The 13,531-nt window shown below is 40.5% G+C and carries 14 protein-coding genes; all 14 read right to left on the bottom strand.

Annotation, left to right across the window (positions count from 1 at the left end):
• Positions 1-89: 89 nt before the first annotated feature.
• Positions 90-1,358, bottom strand: a complete 1,269-nt coding sequence (gene rseP / locus V3595_RS12680; protein ID WP_101224674.1) for an RIP metalloprotease RseP — start codon at positions 1,356-1,358, stop codon at positions 90-92.
• Positions 1,359-1,365: 7 nt separating this feature from the next.
• On the bottom strand, positions 1,366-2,526 hold the full coding sequence (gene dxr / locus V3595_RS12675) for a 1-deoxy-D-xylulose-5-phosphate reductoisomerase (RefSeq protein ID WP_485907495.1): 1,161 nt from the start codon (positions 2,524-2,526) through the stop codon (positions 1,366-1,368).
• Between the two features lie 43 nt (positions 2,527-2,569).
• Positions 2,570-3,367, bottom strand: coding sequence for a phosphatidate cytidylyltransferase (locus V3595_RS12670; RefSeq protein WP_485907493.1), 798 nt, complete (start codon positions 3,365-3,367; stop codon positions 2,570-2,572).
• A 25-nt stretch (positions 3,368-3,392) separates the two neighbouring features.
• Positions 3,393-4,166 carry an undecaprenyl pyrophosphate synthase gene (uppS, locus tag V3595_RS12665; protein ID WP_485907491.1) on the bottom strand — a complete coding sequence of 258 codons (774 nt, stop codon included), beginning with the start codon at positions 4,164-4,166 and terminating at the stop codon, positions 3,393-3,395.
• A 399-nt stretch (positions 4,167-4,565) separates the two neighbouring features.
• Positions 4,566-5,123 (bottom strand): ribosome recycling factor, encoded by a 558-nt coding sequence (gene frr, locus V3595_RS12660; protein ID WP_101224671.1) that lies wholly within the window; start codon positions 5,121-5,123, stop codon positions 4,566-4,568.
• A gap of 3 nt (positions 5,124-5,126) precedes the next feature.
• Positions 5,127-5,849, bottom strand: a complete 723-nt coding sequence (pyrH, locus tag V3595_RS12655) for a UMP kinase (RefSeq protein ID WP_034313639.1) — start codon at positions 5,847-5,849, stop codon at positions 5,127-5,129.
• A gap of 125 nt (positions 5,850-5,974) precedes the next feature.
• Positions 5,975-6,859, bottom strand: coding sequence for a translation elongation factor Ts (gene tsf / locus V3595_RS12650; protein WP_485907489.1), 885 nt, complete (start codon positions 6,857-6,859; stop codon positions 5,975-5,977).
• Between the two features lie 309 nt (positions 6,860-7,168).
• The gene (gene rpsB / locus V3595_RS12645; protein WP_034313644.1) at positions 7,169-7,882 is read right to left on the bottom strand and encodes a 30S ribosomal protein S2; all 714 of its coding nucleotides are present in this window, start codon (positions 7,880-7,882) and stop codon (positions 7,169-7,171) included.
• 154 nt (positions 7,883-8,036) lie between these two features.
• Positions 8,037-8,675 carry a hypothetical protein gene (locus tag V3595_RS12640; protein ID WP_485907487.1) on the bottom strand — a complete coding sequence of 213 codons (639 nt, stop codon included), beginning with the start codon at positions 8,673-8,675 and terminating at the stop codon, positions 8,037-8,039.
• A gap of 204 nt (positions 8,676-8,879) precedes the next feature.
• Positions 8,880-9,644 carry a FliA/WhiG family RNA polymerase sigma factor gene (locus V3595_RS12635; protein WP_101224668.1) on the bottom strand — a complete coding sequence of 255 codons (765 nt, stop codon included), beginning with the start codon at positions 9,642-9,644 and terminating at the stop codon, positions 8,880-8,882.
• Positions 9,645-9,764: 120 nt separating this feature from the next.
• A complete protein-coding gene (locus tag V3595_RS12630) occupies positions 9,765-10,268 on the bottom strand; it encodes a chemotaxis protein CheD (RefSeq protein WP_485907485.1) in 504 nt (167 codons plus the stop codon).
• On the bottom strand, positions 10,261-10,899 hold the full coding sequence (locus V3595_RS12625; protein WP_485907483.1) for a chemotaxis protein CheC: 639 nt from the start codon (positions 10,897-10,899) through the stop codon (positions 10,261-10,263). The genes V3595_RS12630 and V3595_RS12625 overlap by 8 nt, the downstream gene beginning before the upstream one ends.
• A 4-nt stretch (positions 10,900-10,903) precedes the next feature.
• Positions 10,904-11,359, bottom strand: coding sequence for a chemotaxis protein CheW (locus V3595_RS12620; protein ID WP_485907481.1), 456 nt, complete (start codon positions 11,357-11,359; stop codon positions 10,904-10,906).
• A gap of 108 nt (positions 11,360-11,467) precedes the next feature.
• Positions 11,468-13,510, bottom strand: coding sequence for a chemotaxis protein CheW (locus V3595_RS12615; RefSeq protein WP_485907479.1), 2,043 nt, complete (start codon positions 13,508-13,510; stop codon positions 11,468-11,470).
• Positions 13,511-13,531 lie beyond the last annotated feature (21 nt).

Below are 13,531 nucleotides of genomic sequence, written 5' to 3'. Positions count from 1 at the left end.
AAAACGGTTAAAAAACTAGTAAATCCTTCAGATAAGAAAACGGCCAACAGATAAATCTGCTGGCCTGTTTTGCATTATCCAAACATGTCTTACAGGAAGAAGCGCTGGATGTCATTCCATGTGACGACAATCATCAATAACATCAGCAAAGCAAAGCCGATGAAGTGGACCATTCCTTCTTTTTGACGATCGATCGGTTTCCCTCTCAAGAATTCGACCACAAAGAATAACAGTCTTCCTCCATCCAATGCCGGTAGCGGAAGCAGGTTCATGATTCCCAGGTTAATGCTGAGCAGCCCTGCCCATTTCATTAACGTGAATAAACCTTGTTTCGCCACTTCCTCAGTTGATTTATATATTCCTACAGGACCAGATAAACTGTCGATCGTAAACCCACCCGTTACGAGGTCACCAAGGATGATGAAGATTTGTTTTGTCCAAAAATACGTTTCTGTAAAACCATATTGTATAGCTTTAATCGGTGCTTTTTCAACCGGAGGGTAGACACCGATAATCCCGATTTTCTTCCCTTCCCTCTCCACTTCTTGCGGAACAACCGGAACTTCTAATGTTTTCCCGTCCCTGTCAACGACGAACTCGATCTCTTGCCCAGGGTTCTTTTGAATGCTTTCCTGAACATCTCCCCAAGTGGAGACTTCCGTCCCTTCTATGGATTGAATGACATCCCCCGATTTTAAACCGGCATTTACAGCCGAGCCATCCGGTGTCAACTCACCAAGTTTCGCTTCATCCACCACGACTCCTTGAAACAAGCCGATCAATACAAAAATAACAAAAGCCAAAACGAAATTCATTGCCGGTCCAGCTACAATCGTTAGAAAACGGTGCCCAAGCGACTTTGAGGCAAATTGCCGGTCAAAAGGAGCAATCTGGTTCTCTACACCATTTTCAACGATCACCGCTTCTTTATGAATGGCAAACGTTTTTAGTGTTTCTTCCTCTCCCTCTTCATAACCAGTAAGGATCAGTTTATGATCAAGGTCGATCACTTCAACTTCCACAAGACGAATATCAGGATATTTATCTTTATTGTTCAAAATGATTTTTGTAACATTCTCTTCATTATCAAACATTAATCCCACTCGATAGCCGGGCTTCAATTCTATATTCTCTGCGTCTTCACCAGCCATACGCACGTAGCCGCCAAGAGGAAGCAATCGAATGGTATAAACGGTTTCTTTCTTTTTATATGTGAATACTTTTGGCCCGAAACCGATTGCGAACTCACGGCATAAAATTCCTGCTCGCTTTGCAAACACTAAGTGCCCAAGCTCATGGAAAAATACTAGAGCTCCAAAAATGATGATGAACGCTATAATCGTTTCTAAAGTCTGCATGTTCCGGTCACCTATCTTTCACTAAAGATTCTATATACTGCCTTGTCATATTATCAACTTCCTGAATCGTTTCTAAATCTGGTAGGGCTATGACGGAATGCTGATTCAGCGCTTTTTCAATCAATGTTTCAATATCAAGGAAGGTTACCTTTCCAGATAAGAATGCAGAGACTGCGGCTTCATTGGCGGCATTTAGCACAGTAGTCATCGTTCCGCCCATTTTACCCGCTTTATAAGCGAATTGCAAACAAGGATATCTGGTGAAATCCATATCGCTAAAATGCAGTTTGCCTGCTTCAGCAAGGTTAAGCCGTTTGCGCCCTGCCAGCGGAACGCGGTCTGGATAAGTAAGTGCATATTGTATCGGCACCCGCATATCCGGTGTCCCCAGTTGTGCTATCACGCTGGAGTCATGAAACTCAACCATGGAATGGATGATGCTCTCCTTATGTAGCAATACATCAATTTTATTGTAGGGAAGATCGAATAGCCAGTGGGCCTCAATTACTTCCAATCCTTTATTCATCATTGATGCCGAATCGATCGTGATTTTAGCTCCCATTGACCAGTTCGGATGGTTCAGTGCCTCTTCCACCGTTACATCCTTCAATTCTTCCCTGGTCCGATCTCGAAAACTGCCTCCTGAAGCAGTAATGACAAGTCGTTCTATATTTTTTTCCTTTTCACCTTGCAATGCCTGAAAAATAGCGGAATGCTCACTGTCAACCGGCAGCAATCTAACCCCCGCTTTTTTTGCTTCACTTATGACCAAATGACCTGCCGTCACCAAAGTCTCCTTGTTGGCGATAGCAATATCTTTTTTAGCCTTTATTGCTTGAAGTGTAGGATAAAGACCCACGCTTCCGATTACGGCATTGACCAATATCGTCGCTTGACCATAAACGGCAACAGCAGTCAAACCCTCATCCCCATACATGAATTCGATATCTTTGCGGCTGGAGAATTCACTTTTCAAAACATGATAATCTTCTTCCGTCTGGACTGAAACCAGTTTCGGTTCAAACTCTTTTATATAAGTCCTGACCAATTCTATATTCTTTCCAGCAGAAAGCGCCACGATCTTGAATTGATCTGGATGGGACCTTACTACATCCGCTGTTTGTTGACCAATCGATCCTGTCGCGCCCAAAAGGCTGATATTTTTCAAATTGTTCATCTCCTAATTCAGATAACACTTGCCTATATTTATATTATAAAACGTTCAATAAATGCAAAATCGGTAAAATGAATATCACGCTATCAAGCCTGTCCAAAATTCCACCATGTCCCGGGAGAAGCGTTCCTGAATCCTTAACGCCATAATGCCGTTTATACGCCGATTGGACGAGATCGCCCAATTGGCCGAATACCCCAATGATTAATGAAATCAATAATAATTGTAATAACGTGTAATCAAGGCTGGAGAAGGCGTAAAATAGAACCCCCACTACCATCGCGGAAAATAACCCGCCGATAAATCCTTCCACCGTCTTGTTTGGACTTATTTCTGGCCATAGCTTTCTTTTACCAAGCGATTTACCAATGAAGTAGGCCCCGGAATCGGTTGCCCAGATCGTAAATAGGGTAAGCAGGATATAGATCAGCCCCAACCCCAATGAGTCACGTGTTTCAAATAGGTAATAGAAGCCTATCCCCAAGTATAGGATTGAAATCACTAGAAAGCCTGCGTCATCAAAAGTAAAACGGTTTTTTGAAACGACTGTATAAAGCAACAGCAGCAAAACCCCGATTAAGAAGACTTGAACTTTATCGTAATTTATTTCTGCTAAAAAAGCGGTATGCTCATTAGGCAATAAAAGCACCCACAATAATATGTAGGAAAGAAATGCTTCAAAAGACAGTACACGTAACTTTTTCATTTTCATCAGTTCATACAAACCAATTGACCCTAACAGATATACCGTCAGTAAAAAGGGAGTGCCCCCTAAAATGACTAGTGGAATGAAGATAGCGGCAACTACGACCGCCGTAATAATTCGTTGTTTCATTATTCCATTTTCCTCGCCTTCTACATTAAACGCCACCGAATCTTCGTGAACGCTTTTGATACTCCTCAACTGCCTGCAATAAATGCTCTTCACTAAAATCCGGCCATAGCACCTCAGTAAACCACAGCTCAGTATAAGCCGCCTGCCAAAGCATGAAATTACTTAAACGGATTTCACCGCTTGTACGGATCAGTAAATCAGGATCCGACAAATGTTTGGTCATCAGGTAACTGGATAGCATTTCCTCAGTTACATTTTCCTTTATTATACCATTCTTAGCATCATTCAAGATGCTATTCACTGCAGATACAATCTCCCCACGGCTTCCATAGTTCAGGGCAAAATTCAGAATCATTCCATCATTGTCTTTCGTGTCTTCCATTGCCCGTTTAACGGCACTTTGAGTATGTGACGGAATGATTGACAAGTCCCCTATCGTTTCAACTCTTACATTTTCTGAAATGAGCTCTGGTAAAAATGTCCCTAGAAATTCCTGGGGAAGCTTCATCAAAAAGTCGACTTCACTTTTCGGACGTTTCCAATTTTCAGTGGAAAACGCATAGACTGTCAAAGTTTTGACCCCTAATTTATTGGCAACTTTCGTAATTCTACGAACGGTTTTCATTCCTTCATGATGACCCGCCACACGTGGCAATGCACGCTTTTTGGCCCAACGGCCGTTCCCATCCATAATGATGGCGATATGCTGAGGAACATCAAACTGTTTAATATGCTGAATCCTATTTGTTACATCGGAAGAAGCATCTTTTTTAACGAAACGCTTCCAAAGTGAATACATATGTTAGTCCCCCATCAGGTTGTACTTATCTCTCTACAAAGGCAAAGTTTTCGTGCACTATGTATATCAAGCTTTCTGCCGCTTAAAAAGAATCTATATTATAATATCAAAAAAAAACTGGTTCTCATATTATTAATATGAAAATTATTTCTTCATTAGAAGCTAGAAAGGGAGAAATCATTACTTCTTTTTTTCTAAAACCGGTTATGATTACCATGAAAAATGCAAAAAAAGGACCACCTCCAACGTTTGCATGCAACATACTAACTCAAGGAGTAATCATTATCGGAGAAACCTTATTATAACAGTTTTCTCCTTTAAGCACACCTATATGTTAGAACCAAGACATGACCCAGTATGGATTCGGCCCTCTTTATTTAATCAATTCTTCAGTGGGAATTATACTTCCATAATTTCTTTTTCTTTATCTTTTGTAATTTCATCGATTTTCGTGATATTGCCATCTGTCATCTTTTGGATGTCATCTGCATAGCCACGTAAATCATCTTCGGTGATTTCACCACTTTTTTCAAGCTTTTTCAAATCATCATTAGCATCACGACGCACATTACGGACAGCTATTTTCGCTTCTTCCGCTTCTTTTTTAACGACTTTCACAAGCTCTTTTCTGCGCTCTTCCGTTAAGGCTGGGATGGCTATCCTGATGACCGATCCATCATTAGAAGGATTTAATCCCAAGTCTGATTTCAAAATCGCCTTTTCGATTTCACCCAAAACCGTTTTATCATATGGTTGAATGACTAATAGTCTAGCTTCCGGGACAGAAATGCCTGCCACCTGATTGACTGGTGTCGGCGATCCATAATAATCGATCGAGATTCTATCAAGCAATGAGGCATTTGCCCTTCCGGCACGGATGCTTGCTAATTCACGTGTGTACGCTCCAATGGCTTTTTCCATTTTCGTTTTCGCATTCGAAATAACTTGTTTCGGCATCTTTTATTTCCCCCTTACAATAGTACCAAGCGTTTCGCCTAATACGGCCCGTTTAATATTACCTTTTTCCATGATCGAGAAGACAATCAATGGAATATCATTGTCCATGCATAGTGAGGACGCAGTTGAATCCATTACTTCTAATCCTTCTTTAATCACATCAAGGTAGGAAAGTTTATCATACTTCACTGCATTTTTGTCCTTAACCGGATCTGCATTGTATACGCCATCCACATTATTCTTCGCCATCAAGATGACATCAGCTTCAATTTCAGCAGCACGCAGGGCGGCAGTGGTATCCGTTGAGAAGTATGGATTACCTGTACCAGCTGCAAAAATCACTACTCTCTTTTTCTCTAGATGCCTGATAGCACGGCGTCTAATGTATGGCTCTGCGACTTGCCTCATCTCAATGGAAGTTTGCACGCGCGTTTCAATTCCAAGCTGATCAAGGCTGTCTTGTAATGCCAATGAGTTCATGACTGTAGCCAGCATACCCATATAATCGGCATTAGCACGATCCATGCCCATTTCACTGCCTATTTTCCCGCGCCAAATGTTTCCGCCGCCGACAACAACAGCCACTTCCACATCAAGCTCAGCCACTTCCTTGACTTGTTCAGCAATAGATTTAATTACTGCAGGGTTAATTCCAAATCCTTCTTCACCGGCTAATGCTTCGCCACTTAGTTTTAAAACGACACGTTTATATTTAGCGTTACTCATGAGAACCTCCAACTATGTAATCTTTTCATTCGTTCATCATGCTTTCTTGCAATACTACCAAAAATTCATGACATTTCAAAAAATAGGGAACACCAGAGTGTTCCCTATTATTAATTATCTGACAATTAGTCTTTTTTAACTTGGTTCATTACTTCTTCAGCAAAGTTTTCTTGACGTTTTTCAAGACCTTCCCCTACTTCATAACGAACGAATGATTGGATTTTTCCGCCTTTTGATTCAACGAATTGTCCCACTTTTTGATCTGGGTTCTTAACGAAAGCTTGTTCGTTAACACAAATTTCTTCGTAGAATTTATTGATACGTCCTTCAACCATTTTTGCAACGATTTTTTCAGGTTTGCCTTCATTAAGCGCTTGTTGCGTAAGAACTTCGCGTTCGCGTTCTAATTCGCTAGCATCTACTTGGTCGCGAGAGATATATTTAGGGTTGATTGCAGCGATATGCATTGAAACGCCTTTAGCTGCCTCTTCGTCAGTTGTACCTTCAAGAACTGATAGTACGCTGATACGCCCACCCATGTGAAGGTATGCACCAAATGCGTCGTTATCTGTTTTAGAAACGACTTGGAAACGGCGAAGAGTTAATTTTTCCCCGATTTTAGCAACAGCAGCATTGATATGATCTGCAACTTTTGCTCCATTTTCCATTGTTTGCTCAAGAGCTGCTTCAACGCTTTCAGGTTTGTTAGCAAGAAGGAATGCAGCCAATTCTTTAACAAGAGTTTGGAAGCCTTCGTTTTTAGCAACGAAATCAGTTTCTGAGTTCACTTCAAGAATAACCGCTTGGTTTCCTTCTACAACGATTGAAGTTAAACCTTCAGCAGCAATACGGTCGCCTTTATTAGCAGCTTTTGCAATTCCTTTTTCACGTAGGAAATCGATTGCCTTTTCCATATCGCCTTCTGTTTGTACAAGTGCCTTTTTACAGTCCATCATACCGGCACCAGTTTTTTCACGCAATTCTTTAACTAATTGTGCAGTGATTGCCATAATATATATCCTCCTCAAATTAAATGCAGTTTATTCAATCTTTACCCATTATTGCCAAAAAATACTTGTTATCCTCAAAGAAAATAACGAGCCTTGACAATATTTCAGAAAAAACATCCACTTTTTCAGTCAATTTGACGGTACTAAACCAGCTGATGATTTTCATCCCTTAAAAATCGCCCATACCTTTTAAAAAAGACATTACGTACAGCGATTTTATGTATGTTTATTTAGTGCAAAAAAAAGGGATAAAAGGCATTATCCTCTTATCACCTTTTTTCTTACTGAATAAGCAACCTTTTTTACTTATTAAGCAGTAGTTGTTTCAGTTGCTGTTTCTTCGCCTTGTTTAGCTTCTAAGATAGCATCTGCCATTTTACCTGTTAATAATTTAACAGCACGGATTGCATCGTCATTCGCAGGAATAACTACATCGATTTCATCCGGATCACAGTTTGTATCAACGATACCAACAAGTGGAATGTGTAATTTGTGTGCTTCCGCAACAGCAATACGCTCTTTGCGTGGGTCGATAACGAAGATCGCATCTGGAAGAGTCTTCATATCTTTAATACCGCCTAAGAATTTCTCTAAGCGATCCCATTCTTTTTTAAGTTGGATAACTTCTTTTTTAGGAAGTACTTCGAAAGTTCCGTTTTCTTCCATTTTTTCGATATCTTTAAGACGAGCGATACGTTTTTGGATTGTTTCAAAGTTTGTTAAAGTTCCACCTAACCAACGTTGGTTTACATAGTACATACCAGAACGGATAGCTTCTTCTTTAACAGATTCTTGAGCTTGTTTTTTAGTTCCGACGAAAAGAACAGTACCACCGTTAGCAGCTAGTTCTTTCACGAAGTTATAAGCTTCTTCAACCTTTTTAACTGTTTTTTGAAGGTCGATGATGTAGATGCCGTTACGCTCAGTGAAGATATATTTCTTCATTTTCGGGTTCCAGCGACGTGTTTGGTGTCCGAAATGCACACCAGCTTCAAGCAATTGTTTCATAGAAATGACTGACATTTTAGTTCCTCCTAAATGGTTTTGTTTTTCCTCCGCACCGATCATTTTCATACAGAAACTGTGGTAACAGCACCATCTGCAAGAATCACGGGGCGTGTGTATTAACACCATTTCATAATATATCATAATGACTCTGCACAATCAAGAGATAACTTTATCTATTCATGCGAAACTTTAGTAATAGCTCTATCTCCGTTTGACCGCGACCTAACTTTTTGGCGATTTCCTCTACTGAATTCCCTTGATCCGCTAACATATCCACTTTTTCATTTAATGACCGTTCATTTAACGAAGCCTGCAGCATGTCCGAAAATTCCATGCCAGCCGGCTTCCCTTCGTTTTTTGGAGAAGCGGCTGCCGATGAAAACTCCAATTTGTCCTCGACTTTTACTGGTAATGCATTGGTTTCATTTTCTTCAGGCATAATTTTATAGGCGTTGATCGCCTGCTTTTTAGCAGCGGCGCGGCTTCCCTCTTTATACTCTAGCAGCATGTTTTGTTCTTGTTTTTCTTCTTTATCTTCCTTTGTTTCTTTGATCGAGCCATGTACTTGTCCTTTTTGACCATGCTCATGATCCATTGCCACCGAATTGGTGAATGCCTTTACCAATGTCTCGTTATCCTCTTTCATCTCCATTAAATAACCAGACAAAAGTTGTTCCATTTCTCCAATGATGGCTTTTTGGTCTTTTTCCAACTTACTTAAACGATTTTGCCGAAGATATAAAACGATGATGGCGAAAATGGTGATTATGTTTAATACAAACAACAGAAATATAAAAAATGCTGTCATGCTGCCTCCTAATTAACCGGAATAGTCAATCTGTTGTTTTGCTCTTATTGACTAAGTACAGTTCAAACATTCTGTGATTTCGCAGCATTTATTGATGCGGGTACCCGTATCAATTCTTTCAAGCTGGCAGGGGGCTTTCTTCGTTCAATTGGGATTTTATGCTTCCTAGACACCGTAGCCCTCTTCAATAAAATATCATCATGATTAATTTTTTTGATCTTGCATCGTGTTTCTTAATTTATATATCGCTTTTGAATGAATTTGGGATATCCGGGACGTAGACAGGCTCATCACTTGCCCGATTTCGGTCAATGTTAGTTCTTCTTTATAAAAAAGCTGTAAAACCAACTGTTCTTTTTCATTAAGGGTTTCTATGACTTTGGCTAATTCAACATACAGTTCATCCCTTAATACATGTTCCTCAGGTAAATCCGCCTTTTCATCTTTAATATGAAAATTCGCGCTTTCTTTATCGTCTTCTTGGGGATTTTCATCCATTGATAGTACATTGGCAAAGAAGTTCTCATTTAATGCTGCGTATACTTCATCTTCCGGAATATTCAATTCAGCGGCAATCTCGTTTGGCGAAAGGTTCCTCATGTATTGCTGCTCCAGCTTTTCTATTGCAGCTTCAATTTTCTTAGCTTTATCTCTTGCGCTCCGCGGAAGCCAATCCTCTTTTCTTAATCCATCTAAAATAGCACCACGTATTCTAAATGATGCATATGTGTCAAACTTCAGGTCACGCTTCGTGTCAAAACGTTCCAGGGCATCGAATAACCCCATCATCCCTAAACTCCTTATATCATCCCGGCTCACATTTTTAGGAAGACTTACTGAAATGCGTTGAACATGATACGATACGAGAGGTATGTATTTCTTCACCAAAATGTCCCCGGCTAGCGGATCTCTGCGATCCACCCAATTCTTCCAACATAACTGCTCTTCTTCGATGGTCAGATGAGACATTGGACATCCTCCTAACATTGTTATACGATTTGTGATCGATACGGCCCCTAAAGCCATAAATGCAATAATAATTCGATTGCAACTGTCATAATTTTGGCTTTTCAAAAGCCAAATCCGATCCTATATGTTTTTAGTCCCTTTTGTAACGGTCCGTATATTTAGCAAACAATCACTTAAATTGAATTCAATCGTTCTTCCGCTATTCCCGCCAACATCTTCGGCAACGACTCTAATGCGCAAGTCAGATAACTCTTTCCGGACAGCTTCCACATTCCGGGGTCCTATTCTCATTAAATCTCCTCCGGAGGCAAATTGAAACATTTGTGCTCCGCCAGCCAACTTCGCTTTTAGGAATGGCATTCTTGCGCCTACTTTTACTAAGAGCTGCACTAATTCCTTTATCGCCGTATCTGCAAATTTGGCAACGTTGATCTGCCCCGATTTAGCTAGTGAAGAGTCAGGCAGCATAATATGTGCCAAACCTGCAATTTCTTTTTTCTCATCATAAATTACAACACCAACACACGACCCCAACCCGGAAGTGCGAATCGTATAGGGAGGCTTTATTATATTCATATCCGCTATTCCAACCTTAACAACCTGGACCTTTAACAATTCAGTCATTAGGTGACACTCCTAAAGCGGAAAAAATGATATCAAAAAATTCGGGATCAGGTAATAAAAAGAAATGACCATTAATGGAGTCAGCGAAAAGCTGGTCTTTTTCAAGCACAGTATCAATGACGATGGCTGCGTCACTTACTATGGATAATTCCAATAATCCGTAACTGATCGTTGCCCCTACCATATCGATGCTCAAGGATGGAACCGATGGATAGATATTCAATCGGGTGAAATCAGCAAGGGAAGAGAGATAGGATCCCGATAAGATATTCCCTAATTCCTGAAGGCAAGAAAGCGCCAATTCAGTATAGGGTGCGGATTCCATCAAAAAGGTCTCATTACCAGTCATTTTACGAATCAAGTATTCAGCTACAGGAAGCGAAAGGATAAAAAACATACTCCCTGAAGCATCACCTTCTATTCTAAGGAAAACGCTGGCAACGACGTGATCTGCCCCGCCAGCCATTTCCATCATTTCATCAAAGGAAACGATTCGGACATTAGGAACATTCATATCAATTTTCCTATTAAGGATGGCAGAAAGCGCAGTTGCTGCGTTCCCTGCACCTATATTGCCGATTTCCTTCAAAATATCGAGTTGAAAAGGGTTGATTTTCTCAATGAACGACATATGATTATCCTTCTCTTAACATATTTTCAGTCATTTCCAGACTTAGAGCCTTCTCCAAATTGATTAGGACGAGCAGTCGCTTTTCAATTTTAGCCACTCCGCTAATGTATTCTGAAGCCAGATGTCCCACAACTTCAGGCTGAGGTTCGATACTCTCCACTGGAATATCCAAAACATCATTGGCAGAGTCCACTATTAACCCAACTTCCATATCATCCAGAATGACGATGATAATCCTTGTTGATTCATCGTATTCCACCTCTTTGAAACCAAAACGCACCCGTAAATCAATAATTGGAGTGATTACATCTCTTAGATTTATGACTCCCTTAACAAACTTTACAGCCTTTGGAACTCTGGTAATATGCAGAATCTTTTCGATACCGCTGACTTTATCCACTGGAATTGCATATTCTTTATCTTTAATTTGAAATACGATTACTTTCATATCCTCCGACATCTATTCCTCTCCTTTTAATAAACTCATGATTGTTGTGCAGTCTTAACGAAAACCTGAATCGAAACGGTTGAACCAACGTCTCATTCCCCTGCCCCATTTATCTATCATTCAATGAATCAATGTGTTGCAATCTATGATTAAAGCAACTTGCCCATCACCAAGAATCGTTGCCCCCGATATTGCAAATGCGCTATTTAAATAATTACCTAGTGATTTCATAACGATTTCCAGCTGTCCGATGAATGAATCAACGACTAATCCGGCTAATTTATCGCCTTTTCTTACAATGACCACAGAGAGGGACTCTTCTTCTTCCTGACTGATAGGCACTTCAAATATATCTTTCAAGAACAGAAGCGGCAGAATCTTCCCCCTGAAGTCAATAACCTGTTGATTATGGGCATTCAAGATATCTGCTTTTTTTATGATTGCTGTTTCTATTATGGAAGAAAGCGGTATGGCATATTTTTCGTTTTGGATTGCAACCAGCATGACAGAGATAATGGACAATGTAAGCGGAAGCTGAATAAGGAAGATGGATCCTTCATTCTCTTTGGAATCGATCGTGACAGATCCACCGAGAGACTCAATAGTATTTTTAACCACATCCAGTCCAACACCGCGCCCCGATACATCTGAAATGGTTTCCGCTGTTGAGAAACCAGAAGCGAATATCAATTCATAGATTTGCTTATCCGTTAGGGTGGCGGCAGTTTCCTTGGTTAATATCCCATTGGATAGCGCCTTGTTCAAGACTCGATCTTTATTGATTCCTGCACCGTCATCCTCGATTTCAATGAAAACATGATTGCCGCTGTGGTAGGCTTTTAACAGGATTTTACCTTCTTCATTCTTTCCTTTCACCAAACGTTCTTCAGGTGTTTCAATTCCATGATCCATGGCGTTTCTTAATAAATGGACGAGAGGATCACCGATTTCATCAATGACTGTACGGTCAAGTTCCGTTTCAGCACCGTTGATTTCCAAATTGACTTTCTTGTTTAAATCCCTTGCTAATTGACGAACCATTTTAGGAAAACGATTGAATACAGTTTCAATGGGCACCATCCGCATATTCAAAACGATTGTTTGTAAATCACTTGTTATACGGGACATTCTTTCTACTGTTTCATGCAATTCTTGATTATCCAAATCACTGGAAATTTGGTCAAGTCTGCCTCTATCGATTACTAGTTCCTCGAATAGGTTCATTAATATATCAAGCCGCTCAATGTTCACCCGAATGGTCTTACTTGATGCCGGCTTAACGGGTGCCTGTTTTTTCTTATCATCATTATCAGTTGGAAGCACGGCTTTATTTGTCTCTTGTTCCGGTATTTCAGCAACTTGATCCTCTATAGAATTGGCTGCATGCCTCAAGCCCTCAAGATCAAGGGCGTTTACCACAACTTGATCCACTTCGGAAACCTTCATGATTTTTTCCTTTATCTCATCACTCGATTCTGTTGTTACCATCGTGACCGTAAATTGCTGATCGAATTGCTCTTCTTCTAAAAGTTCGACTTGTGGGTTTGACTTGATTACTTCACCTGACTTTTCAAGCACCTCGAAAACCATAAACACCCGGGCAGCTTTTAAAAGACAGTCCTCACACAACCCTATCGAGATTTCGAAGCTGTTGAAGCCTTGATCTTTGGACTGCTGAAGCACTGTCCATTCAAATTCATCGTACTCTCCCGCAGTCATTTCCTCTTTTTCAAGGACGGCAGAAGCTGCTGCAATCTCTGCAATGGTGAAAGAAACGGGCGACTCCCCTTTTTCAATCATTTCCAGCTGATGGACAACCTCCTCCACATTTCTTTTTCCATCTCCTCCTTCAGCAATGGACATGACCATCGCTTCTAAATCATCAACCGCTAAAAATATCACATCAAATAATTCTGGAGAGAGAGCGATTTGACTATTTCGGATCGCATCCAACACATTCTCCATTTTATGAGTTAAATTGGTTAGATCCTCATACCCCATAGTCGCCGACATCCCTTTTAAGGTATGGGCGGAACGAAAGATTTCGTTTACGATCGAGAGGTCTTCCGGGTTCTTTTCGAGTACCAGCAACTGTTCGCTGCACGTTTGAAGATGTTCTTTACTTTCTTCTATAAAAACCTCTAAATACTGATTCATATCCATACAATCTCACACCTCCACGTG

Source organism: Bacillus sp. CFBP9009 (assembly GCF_036541465.1).
In the GTDB taxonomy this organism is placed as follows: Bacteria; Bacillota; Bacilli; order Bacillales; family DSM-1321; genus Peribacillus.
This window is presented reverse-complemented; position numbering and strand designations above follow the sequence as displayed.

Bases quoted from the DNA above. Each gene is read 5' to 3' on its own strand.
- rseP (WP_101224674.1), bottom strand. From the start codon at position 1,358: ATGCAGACTTTAGAAACGATTATAGCGTTCATCATCATTTTTGGAGCT.
- V3595_RS12670 (WP_485907493.1), bottom strand. From the start codon at position 3,367: ATGAAACAACGAATTATTACGGCGGTCGTAGTTGCCGCTATCTTCATT.
- uppS (WP_485907491.1), bottom strand. From the start codon at position 4,166: ATGTATTCACTTTGGAAGCGTTTCGTTAAAAAAGATGCTTCTTCCGAT.
- frr (WP_101224671.1), bottom strand. From the start codon at position 5,123: ATGCCGAAACAAGTTATTTCGAATGCGAAAACGAAAATGGAAAAAGCC.
- pyrH (WP_034313639.1), bottom strand. From the start codon at position 5,849: ATGAGTAACGCTAAATATAAACGTGTCGTTTTAAAACTAAGTGGCGAA.
- tsf (WP_485907489.1), bottom strand. From the start codon at position 6,859: ATGGCAATCACTGCACAATTAGTTAAAGAATTGCGTGAAAAAACTGGT.
- rpsB (WP_034313644.1), bottom strand. From the start codon at position 7,882: ATGTCAGTCATTTCTATGAAACAATTGCTTGAAGCTGGTGTGCATTTC.
- V3595_RS12640 (WP_485907487.1), bottom strand. From the start codon at position 8,675: ATGACAGCATTTTTTATATTTCTGTTGTTTGTATTAAACATAATCACC.
- V3595_RS12635 (WP_101224668.1), bottom strand. From the start codon at position 9,644: ATGTCTCATCTGACCATCGAAGAAGAGCAGTTATGTTGGAAGAATTGG.
- V3595_RS12630 (WP_485907485.1), bottom strand. From the start codon at position 10,268: ATGACTGAATTGTTAAAGGTCCAGGTTGTTAAGGTTGGAATAGCGGAT.
- V3595_RS12625 (WP_485907483.1), bottom strand. From the start codon at position 10,899: ATGTCGTTCATTGAGAAAATCAACCCTTTTCAACTCGATATTTTGAAG.
- V3595_RS12620 (WP_485907481.1), bottom strand. From the start codon at position 11,359: ATGTCGGAGGATATGAAAGTAATCGTATTTCAAATTAAAGATAAAGAA.
- V3595_RS12615 (WP_485907479.1), bottom strand. From the start codon at position 13,510: ATGGATATGAATCAGTATTTAGAGGTTTTTATAGAAGAAAGTAAAGAA.